Origin of the sequence: Halorarum halophilum (assembly GCF_013401515.1) — an archaeon.
Classification (GTDB): domain Archaea; phylum Halobacteriota; class Halobacteria; order Halobacteriales; family Haloferacaceae; genus Halorarum; species Halorarum halophilum.
The window spans coordinates 854,350-871,273 of the sequence record NZ_CP058529.1; the positions used below are offsets into that span (position 1 = coordinate 854,350).

20 protein-coding genes and 2 tRNA genes are annotated in these 16,924 nt (G+C 67.1%); 3 read left to right on the top strand and 19 right to left on the bottom strand.

What is annotated here, in order from left to right:
• Window positions 1–137: 137 nt before the first annotated feature.
• The 14 genes from rpsB to HUG10_RS04545 all read right to left on the bottom strand — a co-directional run bounded on the left by rpsB (window position 138) and on the right by HUG10_RS04545 (window position 8,747).
• Window positions 138–926, bottom strand: coding sequence for a 30S ribosomal protein S2 (rpsB, locus tag HUG10_RS04480; protein ID WP_179168417.1), 789 nt, complete (start codon window positions 924–926; stop codon window positions 138–140).
• Complete coding sequence (gene eno, locus HUG10_RS04485) at window positions 923–2,134, bottom strand: phosphopyruvate hydratase (protein WP_179168418.1); 1,212 nt, start codon at window positions 2,132–2,134, stop codon at window positions 923–925. Before eno ends, rpsB begins: the two co-directional genes overlap by 4 nt.
• On the bottom strand, window positions 2,131–2,322 hold the full coding sequence (locus HUG10_RS04490; RefSeq protein WP_179168419.1) for a DNA-directed RNA polymerase subunit K: 192 nt from the start codon (window positions 2,320–2,322) through the stop codon (window positions 2,131–2,133). Before HUG10_RS04490 ends, eno begins: the two co-directional genes overlap by 4 nt.
• Window positions 2,319–2,513: a DNA-directed RNA polymerase subunit N gene (locus HUG10_RS04495; protein ID WP_179168420.1), complete on the bottom strand. Its 195-nt coding sequence runs from the start codon at window positions 2,511–2,513 to the stop codon at window positions 2,319–2,321. The genes HUG10_RS04490 and HUG10_RS04495 overlap by 4 nt, the downstream gene beginning before the upstream one ends.
• Window positions 2,514–2,525: 12 nt before the next feature.
• Window positions 2,526–2,924 carry a 30S ribosomal protein S9 gene (locus tag HUG10_RS04500; RefSeq protein WP_179168421.1) on the bottom strand — a complete coding sequence of 133 codons (399 nt, stop codon included), beginning with the start codon at window positions 2,922–2,924 and terminating at the stop codon, window positions 2,526–2,528.
• Window positions 2,918–3,397 (bottom strand): 50S ribosomal protein L13, encoded by a 480-nt coding sequence (locus HUG10_RS04505; protein WP_179168422.1) that lies wholly within the window; start codon window positions 3,395–3,397, stop codon window positions 2,918–2,920. Before HUG10_RS04505 ends, HUG10_RS04500 begins: the two co-directional genes overlap by 7 nt.
• Window positions 3,397–3,753: a 50S ribosomal protein L18e gene (locus tag HUG10_RS04510; RefSeq protein WP_179168423.1), complete on the bottom strand. Its 357-nt coding sequence runs from the start codon at window positions 3,751–3,753 to the stop codon at window positions 3,397–3,399. Before HUG10_RS04510 ends, HUG10_RS04505 begins: the two co-directional genes overlap by 1 nt.
• An 83-nt stretch (window positions 3,754–3,836) precedes the next feature.
• A tRNA-Leu gene (locus HUG10_RS04515) sits at window positions 3,837–3,921 on the bottom strand.
• A 137-nt stretch (window positions 3,922–4,058) separates the two neighbouring features.
• Window positions 4,059–4,808, bottom strand: coding sequence for a DNA-directed RNA polymerase subunit D (locus HUG10_RS04520; protein WP_179168424.1), 750 nt, complete (start codon window positions 4,806–4,808; stop codon window positions 4,059–4,061).
• Window positions 4,809–4,814: 6 nt separating this feature from the next.
• Complete coding sequence (locus HUG10_RS04525) at window positions 4,815–5,219, bottom strand: 30S ribosomal protein S11 (RefSeq protein WP_179168425.1); 405 nt, start codon at window positions 5,217–5,219, stop codon at window positions 4,815–4,817.
• A complete protein-coding gene (locus HUG10_RS04530) occupies window positions 5,220–5,744 on the bottom strand; it encodes a 30S ribosomal protein S4 (protein ID WP_179168426.1) in 525 nt (174 codons plus the stop codon).
• The gene (locus HUG10_RS04535) at window positions 5,744–6,286 is read right to left on the bottom strand and encodes a 30S ribosomal protein S13 (RefSeq protein ID WP_179168427.1); all 543 of its coding nucleotides are present in this window, start codon (window positions 6,284–6,286) and stop codon (window positions 5,744–5,746) included. The genes HUG10_RS04530 and HUG10_RS04535 overlap by 1 nt, the downstream gene beginning before the upstream one ends.
• 20 nt (window positions 6,287–6,306) lie before the next feature.
• Window positions 6,307–6,390: transfer RNA gene (locus HUG10_RS04540), tRNA-Ser, on the bottom strand.
• A 212-nt stretch (window positions 6,391–6,602) separates the two neighbouring features.
• Window positions 6,603–8,747: a thioredoxin domain-containing protein gene (locus HUG10_RS04545; RefSeq protein ID WP_179168428.1), complete on the bottom strand. Its 2,145-nt coding sequence runs from the start codon at window positions 8,745–8,747 to the stop codon at window positions 6,603–6,605.
• Window positions 8,748–8,891: 144 nt separating this feature from the next.
• On the opposite strand from HUG10_RS04545, the gene purD reads away from it, so the two are divergent.
• Complete coding sequence (gene purD / locus HUG10_RS04550) at window positions 8,892–10,181, top strand: phosphoribosylamine--glycine ligase (protein ID WP_179168429.1); 1,290 nt, start codon at window positions 8,892–8,894, stop codon at window positions 10,179–10,181.
• A 24-nt stretch (window positions 10,182–10,205) separates the two neighbouring features.
• Here purD and HUG10_RS04555 read toward each other — a convergent pair whose 3' ends face one another.
• Window positions 10,206–11,036 carry a M48 family metalloprotease gene (locus tag HUG10_RS04555; RefSeq protein ID WP_179168430.1) on the bottom strand — a complete coding sequence of 277 codons (831 nt, stop codon included), beginning with the start codon at window positions 11,034–11,036 and terminating at the stop codon, window positions 10,206–10,208.
• 228 nt (window positions 11,037–11,264) lie between these two features.
• On the opposite strand from HUG10_RS04555, the gene HUG10_RS04560 reads away from it, so the two are divergent.
• Window positions 11,265–11,738, top strand: a complete 474-nt coding sequence (locus HUG10_RS04560) for an acyltransferase (protein ID WP_246310245.1) — start codon at window positions 11,265–11,267, stop codon at window positions 11,736–11,738.
• A 35-nt stretch (window positions 11,739–11,773) separates the two neighbouring features.
• On the opposite strand, the gene HUG10_RS04565 is transcribed toward HUG10_RS04560, so the two are convergent.
• From HUG10_RS04565 to HUG10_RS04580, 4 genes are all read right to left on the bottom strand, one after another.
• Window positions 11,774–12,508, bottom strand: coding sequence for a mechanosensitive ion channel domain-containing protein (locus HUG10_RS04565; RefSeq protein WP_246310246.1), 735 nt, complete (start codon window positions 12,506–12,508; stop codon window positions 11,774–11,776).
• Window positions 12,509–12,619: 111 nt separating this feature from the next.
• Window positions 12,620–13,429, bottom strand: coding sequence for a diadenylate cyclase DacZ (dacZ, locus tag HUG10_RS04570; RefSeq protein ID WP_179168433.1), 810 nt, complete (start codon window positions 13,427–13,429; stop codon window positions 12,620–12,622).
• 88 nt (window positions 13,430–13,517) lie between these two features.
• Window positions 13,518–14,549 carry a PAS domain S-box protein gene (locus tag HUG10_RS04575; protein WP_179168434.1) on the bottom strand — a complete coding sequence of 344 codons (1,032 nt, stop codon included), beginning with the start codon at window positions 14,547–14,549 and terminating at the stop codon, window positions 13,518–13,520.
• Window positions 14,550–14,780: 231 nt separating this feature from the next.
• Window positions 14,781–15,461 carry a DUF4336 domain-containing protein gene (locus HUG10_RS04580; RefSeq protein WP_179168435.1) on the bottom strand — a complete coding sequence of 227 codons (681 nt, stop codon included), beginning with the start codon at window positions 15,459–15,461 and terminating at the stop codon, window positions 14,781–14,783.
• Between the two features lie 566 nt (window positions 15,462–16,027).
• Between HUG10_RS04580 and HUG10_RS04585 the strand changes: the two genes are divergently transcribed.
• Window positions 16,028–16,924, top strand: coding sequence for a DNA adenine methylase (locus HUG10_RS04585; protein ID WP_179168436.1), 897 nt, complete (start codon window positions 16,028–16,030; stop codon window positions 16,922–16,924).

Below are 16,924 nucleotides of genomic sequence, written 5' to 3' on the forward strand. Positions count from 1 at the left end.
ATAGGTACAGTCGGAACTCACCGTTCGTCGACGTTGACTTCGTAGCGGAACCGCACAGCCAGGTCAGGTAGCGGCGCGGCCGTGCGATTGCTGGTGACGGTGAAAGCCCGGAGAAAGCAACGAATGTCGAGTCCCGACTACAGGTCGGCCTCGAAGTCCTCGAGGGAGTAGGTCGGCTCCGCGCCGCGGCGGTCGAGCGTCTCGTTGGCGAGCAGCCAGTAGACGACCGACAGCGCGCGTCGACCCTTGTTGTTCGTCGGGATGACGAGGTCGACGTTGCTCACCTGGTTGTTTGAGTCGCACATGGCGATGACGGGGATGCCGACCGTGATGGCCTCCTTGACCGCCTGCGCGTCGCCGATGGGGTCGGTGACGACCACGACGTCCGGCTCGATGTAGCCGGCGTACTCGGGGTTCGTCAGCGTCCCCGGGATGAACCGCCCGGTGCGGGCGCGCGCCCCGATGGCGTCGGCGAACTTCTCGGCCGGGAACCGACCGTACTGGCGCGAGGAGGTGACGAGCACCTGCTCGGGGTCGTAGTTGGCGAGGAAGTCCGCCGCGGTCCGGATGCGGCCGTCCGTCTGGCTCACGTCGAGCACGTAGAGGCCGTCGTCGCGGACGCGGTGGATGAACCGCTCCATGTCCTTCGTCTTCTGCTGGGTACCGATGTGGACGCCGGCCGAGAGGTAGTCCTCGACCGGGATGAGGAGGTCGGCCTCCTCGTCCGGCATGACGTCCTCGTCGAAGCGCGGGCCGGCCTCCTCGGCCGCCTCGTCCTCGGCTCCGTCGGTCCCCTCCTCGGACTCGGCGTCGGCCGCCTCGTCCGGCTGTTCTTGCGTTTCGGGCGCCTCCTCGGCCGGGGCCTCGGTCTCGTCGACCTCCTCCTCGGCCGGCGCCTCTTCGGTGTCGTTTTCGCTTTCGCTCATACGGCTTCCTCCGCGATGCGGATGAGTTCGTTCAGTTTGGCGGTTCGCTCGCCGCCCACGGTCCCCGTCTTGATGAACGGGGCGTCCGTGGCGACGGCGAGGTGTGCGATCGTCGTGTCCTCGGTCTCGCCCGAGCGGTGGGAGACGACTGCGTCCAGCCCGTTCCGGTGGGCCAGTTCCACGGCGTCGAACGCGTCCGACAGCGTCCCGATCTGGTTCGGCTTGATGAGGATGCTGTTGGCCGCGCCGACGTTGATGCCGCGCTCCAGCCGCTCGACGTTGGTGACGAACAGGTCGTCCCCGCAGACGAGCGTCCGGTCGCCGACCCGGTCCGTCAGGTCGGCGAAGCCGTCGTAGGCGTCCTCGTCGAGCGGGTCCTCGACGTACGCGAGGTCGTACTCGTCGACGAGGTCGGCGATGTAGTCGATCTGCTCGTCGGGCGTCCGCTCGACGTCGCCGTACCGGTAGACGCCGGCGTCGGCGTCCCACAGTTCCGCGGCGGCCACGTCGAGGCCGAACTGCACGTCGAAGCCGATCTCGTCGGCGACGCGATCGGTCGCCTCCTCGACGACCTCGAACGCCTCGGCGTCGTCGATTGGGGGCGCCCAGGCGCCCTCGTCGCCCTTCGCGGCCGGGACGCCCCGCTCGTCGAGCAGGTCGCCGACGGTCGCGTGGACGGCGGCGTTCGCGAAGACGGCCTCGGAGACCGACGGCGCGCCGACGGGCGCGGCGAGGAACTCCTGGATGTGGGTCGCCTCCTTGGCGTGCTCGCCGCCGCCGACGACGTTGCCCAGCGGGACGGGGAACGACCGGTTCGCGTCGCGGAACGTCCCCCCGAGGTGCTGGAACAGCGGGGCGCCGAGCACGTCGGCGCCGGCCTTCGCGGCCGCCATCGAGATGGCGACGGCGCTGTTGGCGCCGATCTCGGAGAAGTCGTTCGTGCCGTCCGCACCGCGCAACGCCGCGTCGACGTCGCGCTGGTTGCCGGCGTGGATCTCGTCCACGAGCCGGGGGACGGCGTGCTGACGGGCCGCGGCGATGGCCTCCCGCGGCGGGAGTTCGATCGCCTCGTACTCGCCCGTGCTCGCCCCGGAGGGCGCCGCCGCGCGGCCGAAGCCGCCCGACTCCGTGAGGACGTCCGCCTCGACGGTCGGGTTCCCCCGGGAGTCGAGGACGCGCCGGAGCGACACCGAGGCGATGCGGGTCATGCGCCCTCCCGTCTGACCGTGAACGGCAGGACGCCCGCGTCGTACTCCTCGGCGGCGATGAGGATCGGCTCCGACTGGTCGCTCTCGATCAGCACGGGGGCGCCGTACGCGACCTGCAGCGCTCGCGCCCCGAGGATGCGGGCCTTCTCGTACCGGTTGTACCGGATGGGTTGTTCGTTCTCGCTCATTGGTACGGTGAGACGACGTCGACGAGGTCGGTGTGGGAGATCATCATCCGGCGGCAGCAGTGCCGGTGGATGCCGAGTTCGTCGAGCACCTCGGCTGGATCCTCCTCGCCCTCGCGGGCGCGGGCCTTGAACTCCTCCCAGTGTTCACCGATCACGGTGCCGCACGTGAAACACCGGACGGGAATCATCATTGGTGGATCACCTCAGCGGTACGACTTCTGGTAGCGGGCACGAGCGCCGGGCCCGCCCCACTTCTTCGGCTCGGACTGCCGCGAGTCGTTCACGAGCAGCGAGCGATCGAACTCCATGAACGCATCCCGGAGTTCGGCGTCGTTGAGATGCTGCACCAGCCCCCGCGCGATGGCGGTTCGGGCGGCGTCTGCCTGCCCCGAGTAGCCGCCGCCGTTGACGACGACGTCGATGTCGACCTTCGACCGGAGGTCCTCGCCGGCGATGCGGAACGGCTCCAGCATCTTCAGGCGGGCCTGCTCGGGCTCTGCGAGCTCGACGGGCTGGGAGTCGATTCGGACGCGGCCCTCGCCCTCGCGCACGGTGGCGCGGGCGACGGCCGTCTTCTTCTTCCCTGATGTGTTCGTTACCATGTTACGTTCGCTCCAAGGTTCTCGGAGACGTCCCCGAGCGTCGTGAACTTGATAGTCGACAGGCGGTCCAGCGAGGTACCCTCGAGGATCTGGGCTTCGACGGGTTCGCCGTCGCCGCGCGGCGACGTGGTCGCCGTACCCTCCTCGAAGGGGTTGCCCACGTACACGCGGACGTTCTCGAACGCCTCGCGGCCGCGCGTCTTCTTGTACGGGAGCATCCCGCGGATGGCCCGCTTGAAGATCCGGTCGGGCCGCTTCGGGTAGTACGGGCCCCGATCGGAGCCGAGTTCCGCGCGCTTGCGGTACGTCTCCATCGTGGCCTCCTCGTTGCCGGTGATGACCGCCCGCTCGGCGTTCACCACGGCGACGCGCTCGCCGTCGAGCGCGCGCTGGGCGACCTCGGACGCGACGCGACCCATGATGCAGTCGCGGGCGTCGACGACGACGTCGGCATCGAACTCTGCGAGGCTCATTATCGGATCACCCGTACGTCGGATCCTTCGGGGTTGTTCGACAGCGCTTCTTCCAGGGTCACGGCCTGACCCGCCTGGTCGATCTTCGTCTCGGCGGTTCCGGAGAAGTCGACGGCGGCGACGGTGACGTCCTTGCGGAGCACGCCGGAGCCGAGCACCTTGCCCGGCACGATGACGGTCTCGTCCTCGTTCGCGTACCGCTCGATGCGGCCGAGGTTGACCTCCGCGTGCGTGCGCCGCGGCTTTTCGAGCCGGTCGGCGACGTCCTGCCACACTGCTGCGTCGGACGAACGCGCGACCGACTTCAGTTCGGCGATGAGGTTCTGAAGTCTCGGATTGGTCTTGCTACTACTCATAGTGAACCTCCGTAGTGGAGTATCGTGGCCCCTCGGGGAGGACGTTGCCCCCCGCGGGACCGATGAGAGAAACGGAGTGGGAGTGCAGGGAGCAGGATTTGAACCTGCGGACCTCTACAGGACAGCGCCCTGAACGCTGCGCCGTTGGCCAGACTTGGCTATCCCTGCAAGCACTCCGTCGTACCGCATCCCCGGTTAAACGGCTTTCGGTCCCACCTGTCGCGGGCGCCGCGGTTCGCGTCGCGGACGCGCCGCTCGTCGCGGGAGCGAACGCCGTTCGAGTGGGGGATGCGGACATGGTCGGTTTAGACTGCGACCTTGATCGACAGTTCGTCCGCGCGGTCCTGCAGCGACTCGACCGCGCGGAGGATCAGTTCGTCGACGCCCATGGACCCGTCCGACTCGATATGGAAGACGAACGCGTCGGGGACGTCGGTCACCTCCAGCTCCTTGCCGGGGTACCTGTTCGTGAGATCGGCGCCGAACTCGTCGGTGTGGACGTACTCGCCGTCCTCCGTCTCGATGACGCCGCGGAGGATGTTGGGCTCCTCCTCGTCGAACTCGCCACGCTCGCCGACGACCTCCACCCGCTGGAGGTGCCGGTAGCCGATGCCGACGCCGGCCTGATGCTTGGCGTGGTCCTTCCCCGTATCGAGGACGGCGTCGGCCTCGAACTCGAGGCGCTGGCCGTCCTTCAGCTCGATGATGGGGATGTTCTCGTCGGCCGGCTGGACGCGCTCGTCGGACGTCTCGATGTCGCCCGAGTACGCGGTCGCCGGCCCGTCGACGTCGAGCGCGACGGTGACGGTGTCACCGATCTCGTAGTCGTCGAGCGGCGTCGTCAGGGGGACGAGTCCCAGCCTGAGCGCCACCATCTCGTCGAACATCACCGACGTGTTCTCCACGAACCGGACGGTGTCGATGGAGAGCGTCGGCACTTCCGCGAGGACATTCCGTCGGATGCCGTTCGCGATCGCGGGCGTGAGCCCACGCACGAGTAGGCGCGCCGAGCGGTCGTCCCGGGAAACTACCTCCACGTCGAATTCGTCTGCCATGGTGGGTTACAGCCGGTTCTTCTTCGGTGCCCGCGTGCCGTCGTGCGGGATGGGAGTCACGTCCTCGATGCGGCCGATCTCCAGCCCGGCGCGCGCGAGCGCCCGGATGGTCGCCTGCGCGCCCGGCCCGGGGGACTTCTGCGCGTTCCCGCCGGGTCCGCGCACACGGACGTGCACGCCCTCGATGCCCTGCGCGAGGAGGTCCTCCGCGACCCCCTCGGCCATCTGCATCGCCGCGTACGGCGACGCCTCGTCGCGGTTCTGCTTCACGACGGCGCCGCCGGAGGACTTCACGAGCGTCTCTGCGCCCGTGGCGTCCGTGACGGTGATGAGCGTGTTGTTGAACGATGCGAATACGTTGGCGATGGCCCACTTGCCCTCGCCCTGTGGCGTGTTCTCTGCGTCACTCATTTACTGACCCTCCGCGCGTTCGGGGTGGAGGTCGTCGGCGAGGGGGCTCGTCTCGTCGAAGGAGACGAGGTCCTCCTCGTCGGTCGGAACCTGGTAGGAGGGGCGCGTGACGCGCGCGTCGCCGACGACCACGTGGCCGTGGACGATGAACTGGCGCGCCTGGTTCGGCGTGTTGCCGACGCCCTTCCGGTAGGCGACCGTCTGGAGGCGACGCTCGAGCACGTCGGTGACCTCCAGCGACAGCACCTCGGTGATCTCGTCGCTCTCGCCGAGGATGCCGTAGCGGCGCAGGCGGGTGACGAAGTCCTCGCCGGCCTCCCCGGCGACCTCGATGTCCCCCTGCGCGTCGCCGATGAGGCGTCGCGCCTCGCGGCGGTAGTCGCGCAGTTCCGACTGCGCGCGCCAGAGTTCCTCCTTGTTCTTCAGCCCGTAGCGTCCGAGCAGATCGGACTCCTGGGCGATGCGCTCACCCTGGTAGGGGTGGTTCGGCGTCTCGTAGCGCTTGGTGGACTTACCTGTCGTCATTAGAGCTCGTCACCCTCCTCCTCGGCGGCGGCGGCCTCCTCGGCGGCCTCCTCGCGGATCTCCTCGACGTTGACGCCGATGGTGCCCTCGGTCCGCCCCGTGGACTTCGTCCGCTGACCGCGGACCTTCTGCCCGCGCTTGTGCCGGGTCCCCTTGTAGGAGTCGATCATCTTCATGCGGTTGATGTCGTGACGTCGCTTCTCCTGGAGGTCCCCGCCCGTCCGGTGGGTGGTCTCGCCGGTGAAGAAGTCCTTCTGCCGGTTGACCATCCACGACGGGACGTGGTCCTCGAGGTGTTCGACGACGTCGACGACGGCGTCGATCGACTCGTCGTCGAGACGGCCGAACGTGGCTGTTCGGTCCACGTCCGCCGTCTCGGCGACGAGTCGCGCCGTCCGCTGGCCGATACCCTTCATCTCCGTGAGGCTGCGCTCGACGGTCTTCGTCCCGTCCAGGTCGGTCTGGCCGATCCGGACGAAGTACTGGAGGTCCTCGTCGTCCTCCTCGCCGTCTGGCGCGTCCTCTGGTTCTTCTGCACTCATGTCTTTTGGTGGCTGGACAGCGTTGCGGCGGGGATTCGAACCCCGGAGGCTTGCGCCACTGAGTTAGCAACCCAGCGCCTTGGGCCAGGCTTGGCTACCGCAACACCTGCGTTCAGTATCGTCGCCCTGCGAGCGACCGCGCCCGGGACTCGGGACCCGACTGCCCCTACAGTGTCTCCGTTCGGAGGAACACGTGAGCCCTACTTAAACATCACGAAGTGACCACCGTCCGACGATGTGAGTGGCCCACACGGCGGAACAGATCCTCGATGGCCGCCGCCCGAACGTCGCCGGGAACCGCCGATCCGAGACGGGGTCAGGTCCCTCGCTCGCTCGACCACTCCAGCGCCGCACGCAGGTCGTGGTTCGGCGGGGAACAGGTGAAGTTCTCGCAGACGTACGCCGTCGGCTCGCCGTCGCGCACATCGCGGTTTGCCCACACCGGCGGCGCCTCCGCTAGCCCCAGTTCGTCGAGCCAGTCCGAGAGTTCGCCGTCGGCGGCGGGGCGCGGCGCGACGATCGCGCCGGGCAGATAACGGCCCGCGAGCGTCTCGCGCCACTCCTCCGGCAGGTCGTCCGCTGCGAGGGTGACTTCGATGGGCCCGCGCGCTCGCTTCGCCGCCGCCATCGCGAGCGTAGTGTGTTCGAGCGGGCTTGCACGGATCCGTGAATCGTACGTCGCGAGCACGTCCGTCGCGACGTCCTCGAACCCCTCGTCGGGCGCGAACTGGTGGAGGTCGAGCAGGAGCGACGTCGCCACGCCGAGGCTGGACGGGGTCGACTGGTCCTTCGGCTCCTGGGGCCGGGCCACGAGTTCCTCGCCGTCCGCCGGCGTCGCGTAGATGGTGCCCGCGTCGGCGTCGTAGAACGCCTGGCGGATGACTCGCGCGAGGTCGAGCGCGAACGCGAGGTGCGCCACGTCGCCAGTCACCTGGTAGGTGTCGAACGCGCCGCGGGCGAGGAAGGCGTAGTCCTCCAGGTAGCCCTCGCCCTTCACGTCCTCCTGGATGAACCGCCGGGAGAGCCGCTCGCCGTCCCAGAGGTGCTCGCGGACGAACGCGAGCGCGTCGACGGCGCTGTCGGCGAGTTCCTCGCCGAGCGCGCGGCCGCCCGTGGCGAACGCGGAGATCATCAAACCGTTCCAGCCCGCGAGTACCTTCTCGTCCCTCGGCGGCCGCTCGCGTTCCTCGCGCACGTCGAACAGCGCGAGTCGGCCGTCGGTGAGTCGGCGACGCACCTCCGTCACGTCGAGGTCGTACTCCTCCGCGAGTTCGTCGATCCCGGCCGAGATCGTCAGGACCGTCCTCCCGCCCTCGAAGTTCCCCGCGTCGGTCACGCCGAAGCGGTCACACAGCAGGTCGGCCGTCAGGTCGTCCTCGACCGCCTCCCGGACCCTATCGGGCGTCCAGACGTAGAACTCCCCCTCGCCCTCGCCGGAGTCGGCGTCGAGGGTGGCGTAGAAGCCGCCATCGGGGTGCGAGAGTTCGCGGTCGACGAACCCGAGGGTCTCCTGGGCGACGACGCCGTACCGCGATCGCCCGGTCAGCCGGTACGCGTCGAGGTACACTCGCGTCAGTTCGGCGTTGTCGTACAGCATCTTCTCGAAGTGGGGGACGACCCACTCCCGGTCGGTGCAGTAGCGGTGGAACCCGCCGCCGACGTGGTCGTACAGGCCGCCGTTCGCCATCGCCTCGAGAGTGCCGATCGCGACGTCGAAGGGTTCGTCCCGCCCGGATTCGGCGTGCGCCCGCATGAGGAGGTCGACGCGCTCGGGCTGGGGGAACTTCGGACCGCCGCGGCCAAAGCCTCCGTACTCGGGGTCGGCGCTCCGGATGGCCGCGGTCGTCGCCTCGTCGAGGAACCGCTCCACTTCCACCTCGTCCCCGGTATCGTCCGGCCGGTCGAGGTCGTCGGACTCGCCGGACGACTCGGGCTCCTCGAGTTCGTCGGTCACGGCCGCGGTCCACTGGTCCGCCCGGTTCTCCATCTCGGACCGCTGCTCCGGATCGGCCCACGAGTCGGCGACGTTCCGGCAGACGTCGATGAACCCCGGCATCCCCTGCCGGCCGTCGCGGGGGAAGTACGTCCCGACGTAGAACGGCTCGCCCTCCGGCGTGAGCCAGACGGAGAGCGGCCAGCCGCCGCGACCGCTCACCAGCTGACAGACGGTCTGGTACACCCGATCGAGGTCAGGGCGCTCCTCCCGGTCGACCTTCACGGGCACGAACGACTCGTTCAACACCTCCGCGACGGCCTCGTCCTCGAACGACTCCTCCTCCATCACGTGACACCAGTGGCACGCGGAGTAGCCGACCGAGAGGAAGATCGGCACGTCGCGCTCGCGGGCCGCTTCGAGCGCGTCCCCGTCCCACGGCTGCCAGTTGACCGGGTTGTCCGCGTGCTGGCGCAGGTAGGGGCTGGCCTCCTCGTCCAGCCGGTTTCGCGCCGTCGGATCGCTCATACTCGGACCGTCGGGCGCGCGCCGGAAAAGGTGGGCGGTCGTCCGACTTGTCCGCCGTTCGTTCGCCCTCCGTATGCACGCTCGTGCCCATCGAGTCCCCCTCGGAGAGCAAGGTTTACACTTCTGTGCGTACCCGCTGGGACCATGACAGAGACGGTGCTCCTCGTCGGCGGCGGCGGCAGGGAACACGCCATCGCCCGCGCGCTGGCGGACGACTGCGACCTGTACGCCTGTGCGAGCAACCGCAACCCCGGAATCGCCGCCCTCGCCGACGGCTTCAGGTCGGCGGAGGAGCGCGACGCCGACGCCATCCTGACGTACGCGGAGGAGATCGGCGCCGACCTGGCCGTCGTCGGCCCGGAGGCGGCCCTCGAGGCCGGCGTGGCCGACGAACTGGACGACGCGGGCGTCTACACCTTCGGCCCGCGGGCGGCCGAGGCGCGGCTGGAGACGGACAAAGCCTACCAGCGGCGGTTCATGCGCGAGGAGTCCATCCCGGGCTGTCCCGACTTCGAGACGTTCGAGGACGCCGACGCCGCCGCGGAGTACGTCGAATCAGTCGACGACGACGTGGCGGTGAAGCCCGCCGGGCTCACGGGGGGGAAGGGCGTCCGCGTCACCGGCGACCAGGTGACCCACGAGGAGGCGGCCGCCTACGTCCGCGGGGCCGACCACGACGAGTGGGTCGTCGAGGAGCGGCTCGTCGGCGAGGAGTTCACCGTCCAGGCGTTCGTCGCGAACGGGGAGTTCCGCGTCACGCCGGCGATCCAGGACCACAAACGGGCCTACGAGGGCGACGAGGGTCCGAACACCGGCGGGATGGGGAGCTACTCCGACACCGGCCGGACGCTCCCGTTCATGATCGACGCGGACTACGACGACGCGGTCGCGGTGCTCGAGGCGGTCGTCGAGGCCCTCCCGGACTACAAGGGCGTGCTCTACGGCCAGTTCATGCTCGGCGCGGACGGGCCGAGGGTCGTGGAGTTCAACGCGCGCTTCGGCGACCCCGAGGCGATGAACACGCTTCCCGTGCTGACGACGCCGTTCCTCGACGTGCTGACGGCCGCCCGCGACGGCGACGCGCTCCCGGAGCTCTCGTTCTCGGGCGAGGCGACCGTCTGCAAGTACGCCGTCCCGGCGGGCTACCCCACCGACCCGGAGGCGGGCGCTCGAATCTCGGTTGACGTGAACGAGGACGACGAAGGCGCGCTGCTGTTCTACGCCAGCGTCGACGAGCGGGACGACGGCCTGTACACGACCACCTCCCGCTCGTTTGCGGTCGTCGGCCGGGGCGACTCCATCGCGGCCGCGGAGGAGCAAGCGGAGGCTGCCCTGGAAGGCGTAGACGAGGGGTTCCACGTGCGCCACGACATCGGAACGGCCGACCTCGTCCAGCGACGCGTGGACCACATGGCCGAACTGCGCGGCGAGTAAGAGCGGAACGGACTCGAACCGGACTCAGTCCGTCATCGCGTCCAGTTTCACGATCCGCTTCTCGGTCGACGGATGCGTCGAGAACAGCGCGGCGAGGAGGCCGCGTCTGCCGCCGAAGATGCACAGGGCGGCGACCGAGTCGTCGACGTTGGCTGCCTGTTCGTGGGTCCCGACCGCCTCGATGGTGGCGAGCGCCGACGCCATCGCCGCCGGATCGGTCGCGTCCGCGGCCTCCCTGTCGGCGACGAACTCCCGGTAGCGCGAGATGGAGAAGACGAACACCATCACGAGCAGCTGGGCGAGCATCGAGACGATCCAGGCGATGACGAACCCGCCCGGGATCTCGTCGGCGAGCAGGTCCACGACGAAGAACACGGCCAGTCCGACGAGCGTCGCGACCGTCTGCCCGAGCAGGAGCATCACGACGTCGCGGTTGTCGATGTGGGCGAGTTCGTGTGCGAGCACCGCTTCCAGTTCGTCCGGATCGAGCAGTTCGAGCATAAGTTCGCTGACGACGACGACGCCCGCGCCCCGGCGACCGACGGCGAACGCGTTCGGCGTCCCCATCCGGCCGACGAGCAGGTCCGGCTGCGGGAGGTCCCGCTCGGCACAGAGCCGCTCGAAGCGGTCGTACACCTCGGGGTACTCCTCCCTGGAGAGCTCCTCGGCGTCGACCCGCCAGAGCGCGAGCTTCGTTCCGAGCACGTACTGGCCGACGACGAGGAGCCCGCTCCCCGCGACCGCGACTCCGATTCCGAACATCGGGACGAGTACGAACTTAGCGAGCAGGACGTAGAACCCGAACAGGATCGCGCCGGAGACCAGCATCCGGGCCTGGAGTTGTCTGTCTGGCATCGGCGACACGTCTCGGACGCCGCTGGTAAGCGTTCGGCCGCGAGTATCATATCTGAAACCTGCCGGACACGACCTGGCCCCGACCGAACTGGTGCCCGATCCCGGCGGACGGAACCGACGACGGGTGGTTTCATGTCGAAGCCGCCCGGAGAGGGTGCCGTGACGGACGATGGGGGCGCGACCGACGGCGTCGGAACGGACGACGACCGACCGGCGCGGTATGATCGGATGGAGCGACACGCCACCCCGGGCGGGCGCAACTCGCTCCAGTTCTGGACCGACGCGAGGTCACCCCTCGTCGTCGCCCGGAACTACCTCGTCGTGTGGCTGATCCGCGTCTCCCCCAGCCTCCGGCTGAAGAACTGGCTGCTCCGGCGGCTCGGCGCGGACGTCGGCGCCGGGGTCTCGTGGGGACTGGAGGCGACGCCGGACGTCTTCTGGCCCGAGCGCGTGACGGTCGGCGAGGACGCCATCGTCGGCTACGACTCGGTGCTCCTGTGTCACGAGTTCCTGCAGGACGAGTACCGCGTCGGCGACGTGGTCGTCGGCGACCGGGCGATGCTCGGCGCGAAGGTGACGGTGCTGCCGGGCGTCCACATCGGCGCGGACGCACAGGTCGCCGCGAACTCGCTCGTCGCCGACGACGTGCCGCCCGGGGAGACGGTCGCTGGCGTCCCCGCCGAACCCGTCGAACGGGAGTGACGCGTCGGTCGCCGACACGGATCCCGGATCAGATCCTACTGCCTGACGCGGACGACGCCCTCGGTGAGCGCCTGCCGGTTCGGGACGACGTACTCCTCGTCGTCGGTCTCGACGTGGGTGACGAAGATGTCCACCTCCTGGACGATGCCCTCCGTGTCGCCGATACGCACGCGGTCGCCGATGCCATATGGCTGGTTGAGGAGGAGGAACATGCCGGCGGCGCCGGAGGCGAGCAGGTCGCGGAAGGCGAGCGCGGCGAACAGCACCACGGCGAGCGTGTAGGCGCCGAGCAGGACGATGAGCGCGTTGGTCGCGACGTTGACCTGCCCGAGCGCGACGAGCGCCGCGATGTAGAACACGCTGTACTTCGCGCCGAGCGGGAGGACGCTCACCTGTGGGAGCTTCACGCCGCGGAGTCGCTCCTCCACGAACAGTTCGGCCTTGTCGCCGATTACGATGCCGATGATGAGCACCAGGATCGCGATGAACACCTTCGGGAGGAAGACGGCGACGCGGTTCCAGAACTCCGAGATGAAGGTCACGTCCGCGACCGTCAGCGCGACGAGCACCGAGAGGATGAAGATGAAGTAGCCGGAGAGGCGGGCGATGATCGCCACCGTCGAGGTGCCGAACTCGCGCGCGGTGCGCTCGAACGCGGTCCCCTCGATCGTCTCCGGGACGCCGGCGCCCTCGAGGATGCGACGGTTCACCGCGATGACGACGTAGCTCAGCAACGCCCCGAGCAGGAGGACCCCGATCGCCAGCCACATACGCGGCGGGATCGAGTTGAAGACGCGTCCGAGGCGACCCGGCGACTCCGGGGGGATCCCGGAGGGTGTCACCTGTGCGAGCGAGATCGTTACGTCAGCGACCGACATGGCTCAGTACTCCTCCGGGTCGAGTTCGAGGATGAGCGTCCCACCCTTGAACGCGCGGACGAGGCCGTCGGACTCCGAGAGCACGATGGCGATGCTGTTCGTGTCACGGGTGATCGCGCCGGCGGCCATGTGGCGCGCGCCGAGCCCCTTCGGGATGTCGACGCCCTCCGCCGCGGGTTCGAGGTAGCGGTACGCCGAGACGATCTTCCCCGCGTCGCTAATGATGAACGCGCCGTCGAGCCGGGAGAACTCCTTGAGCATCACGTTCACGATCGGGTCGCCGACGTGAACGTGGGACTTCTCGAACGGGTTGTACGACAGCGGCCGGGACTTGTTCATTACCTTGCCCGCGTCGCCGACGACGAACAGCGCCCCGACCGGCTTCCCCTTTTGGCCCTTCTTCCCGAGTTCGATGGCGACGTCGAACACGTCCCGGATGACGTTCGGGTCGGCCCGCGAGTTCGCGAACAGGTCGTAGATGCCCGAGTGCATCGACTCGGAGACGGGCGTGCGGATGACACTGTCGATGGAGTCGTCGAGGACGCCGACCGCGCAGGCCACGACGTCCCCGTCCTCCGCGAACCCCTGATCCATCGAGCCCTCGACCCCGAACCGGATGCGGTCCCGAACGTTGTCGAACGTGAGTGGCAACTCGACGAACCGCTCGGCGTCGTGGTCGTTCTCGTCCGCGATGACGACGGGTTCCTCGCCGGCGTCGGCGAACTCACCGTACATCGACCCGCTTGGCGAGAAGAGGAAGACCCCGTCGACGTCCGCCACCAGGTCGGACAGGAGGTCGGTGGAACGGGACATTTCCTGTACGGTCCCGCGGCGCCGTCAAAGTCCTTGCGACCCTGTCATACGCCGGGCAGACGATACTGGACGCCCGCATGGAGGGCCGTCAGGGCCGGTCGACGCGGCGGAACCGGAGCTCCACCACCGCTCCCCGAGGGTGGTTGTCTCGGATGTCGAGGCGACCGCTGTACTCGTTCATCACGCAGGAGACGAAGAACAGGTCGAGACCCGCGCCGTGTTCGAGCTGGCTCGCCTCACGGTCGCCGAGCGCCGCCGGCACCTCGTCCGCGTCGATACCCGGTCCGTTGTCGGCGACGGTGACGAGCACCTGATCACTCCCGAGGTCCGTCTCCACGGACACCTCGACTACGGGCCGATCGACGTCGTTGTGGACGACGGCGTTCTCCAGCACGGCCGACAGGACCTCCGGAATCGCGTCGTCCGCCGCGACGGCCACGGACGGGATCGGATCGGTTCTGAACGTCGCCTCCGGGAACTGCTCGGCCGTACGTTCGACGGCGTCCGGAATCACCTCGTCGAGCGCGACCGGCCCGAGGTCCTCCCCGCCCGCGTCGAGGACGGACTCGAGTCGGCGTGCGGTCTCCGCCCGGTCGAGCAGCGTCCGCACGCGGTGCTCGACGTACGTGGCCGCCGAGAGCGCCTCGGGGCTGTCAACGTGTTCGCGGAGCAGTTCCAGGTAGCCCAGCACGACGGATGCGTCGTTCCGGAGGTTGTGCCTGAACACCCGCGAGAAGATGTTCAGCGTCTGCTCGTACCGGCGCAGTCGCGTCGCGTCGACGAAGATGCCGAAGTAGCCTACGATCTCCTCGCCGTCCTGGATCGGCGCGCCGATCCCCTGGCCGTACTTGAATCGCCCGTCCCGCGCCTCCAGTTCGAAGGTGCCGCGCCACGTCTCCCCCGCGGCGAACGCCGAGATCGCCTCCTCGAAGGGCTCCGGGTTCGTGAACAGGACCTCGGGCAGTTTCCCGCGGAGTTCCTCCCGTGAGTAGCCCGTGAACTCGACGCAGGCCTGGTTGGCGTCGACGATGCGGAAGTCGGGGCCGGCGAGGAGGGCTGGGTTCGGCGAGGCGTCGAACAGTTCGACGTAGGCTCGCATCGGCGCCGGCCGATCGTTCATGGCTTCGCTTCCGAGGCAGAACACAAATCAGTTCCGCGTCGGACAGGATGGATGAACGTCACTTCGAGTGCGAATTATCTACTCGTCTTCAGCTCCGCCTCGAACCGATTCGAGGTGGAGATACGGTTTCCCAGAGGTAACGGCGTCGCGTCCGCATGAAGCCGTGGTCTACACAGCACTCACACGGACAGTGAGTCCGAGTGCTGGTCCGTCTCGACCAGCCGGTCCCGGTTAGACGAGCCACTCGAACGCATCCCGAACTCGACGTTTCGCGTCGCGTTCGACGATCCGTCCGTGGCCGACGATCACGCGCTCGAAGTCCCAGTCGAGGATTCGTTCTACTGACCGGCGTCCAGCCGCCTCGTTCTTCATCGTGTACCGGAGGTCCAGCGGTACGGAGACGTCGCCGTACATGCCGAGGAGTCGAGCGAACAGTTGGGTCTTCAGCGGGACTTCGGGGCCGAGGTTGTAACAGACGTCGCCCAGGATCAACGTCCCACTCGGAACGTGGAAGAACTCGATCTCCGTGAGCCATCGGTGGCCGAGGAACGCCGTCTGATCGAGGACGTCCGCCCACCGCGGGTCCGGACTACTGCCGAGTAGGCCGTCGAAGGCGAGGTCGGTCCGCCGACGATCCAGGTCGGGCGCGGCGAACAGTTCGACCTCCGGGAAGGTCCGTGCATAGTCCTCCATGTAGAGGTGGCCGTGCAGTTTGCTCGACGGCGTCACGTATCTGACCGTCCCGAGGTCGTTCAGCGCCTCGATCCGCTCCGCCGTCAACTCCGCGGGGGAGTTCACGAAGAGGTCTCCGTTCGGGAGGCGGACGACGATCATCTTCCGGCCGATCTGGAACCCGTAGAACGAGAGCGGCTCCGAGAGGACGAACAGGTTCTGCGCGACCTCGGTGAACATAGTTCAGTATGACTGGGACCGACGGTAAGTCGTTTGGCGCTGGACCGTCGTCGAACACGTCGTACTCGTCTGCATCTCGGTTGGGACGGATTTGTATCCAGTCCGGAACGCGTCCACACGACTCACCCGTTCGGTCGGTTTCTCACTTCGCTCGAAAACTCGCTCACTGCGCGGGACCGGATTCGAACCGGCGGACCCCTATGGGACAGCGTCCTAAGCACAACCGTGCCGAAAGCACGGTTTAGCGGCCATCTCTGCCCCTTTCAGGCTCTCTTGGCGCGTCTGTTTAAGTAGTACACCCTCGATAGTATATAAGCTTTCACGGGACAGTGTTAGACGTTATTCCCGTAGAACGGGGAGAGTAGTTCATTGTAGAGTCATTTAATCACCGACGTTTAACCCGATGATTCGCTCCTTCTCGTAATGGGGAGGTCGGTATTCCTTCCTTCACGGCTTGACAATGCACCGGACTCCGGCGAGAACGCCCGCCCTGACGGAGGGGGAAGGTGAACGGCGTTACTCAACGTAAGGCCTATCACCGCCTCAATCTTGTTCTGTTACCATAGATGGCGAAGCCGGTCTTGAAATGGGCTGGAGGGAAACGGCAAATCCTCCACAAGCTCCGCGCGTGTATATCGCAAGATTACGACGCATACCATGAGCCGTTCTTCGGAGGAGGTGCCCTCTTTTTCGATTTAGAACCTGGCAACGGGAGTATAAATGATATTAACCCGCGATTAATGAATTTCTACTCAATCCTCCAGAGTGAAGATTGGCGAGATATGGTCGAGGAGGCCAAAGAATTAGAGGAAAACCACTCTGAGGAGTTCTACTACGAGTGCAGAGACGAGTTCAATCGCCTCCGTAATCAGCGAGGCCAAATGAGGTACGACGAGCGCGTAAAGGAGGCCGCACTTCTTCTCTACCTGAACAGAACCTGCTTCAACGGACTGTACCGAGAGAACCAGAGTGGGGAATTTAACGTGCCGATTGGGTCTTACAGCAATCCCGACATCGTTCACCCCGACCAGCTTCAGGAGGCTCACGATGCTCTCCAAGGGATAGACATTATGAACAAAGATTATCGGTATATCGGCCACGAAGCCGAAGCTGAAGACTTAGTGTACTTTGACCCTCCATACCAGAAGGGGTCCGGAGAGAACTTTGCAGAATACTTCAGCGACACGTTCGACGTAGACGACCAAATAGAACTGCTCCACCTCGTATTGGACCTTCACGAACAAGGAGTGGAGGTAGCTATGTCCAATTCCGGTGCTGCGGAGAGGCTTTACAAGAAAGAAGACCGCTATCAGGAGTATATTGAAAATGAAGACCTCTTTGTGGTCCCCTTAGAGGCAAGGCGGAGTATCAACAGCGACGGCGAAAACCGCACCGGGGCAGACGAGATTATTCTCACGTCGGTCCCCGAGCAGAAACGAAAGGAGTCGCTTTCTTCTTATTAA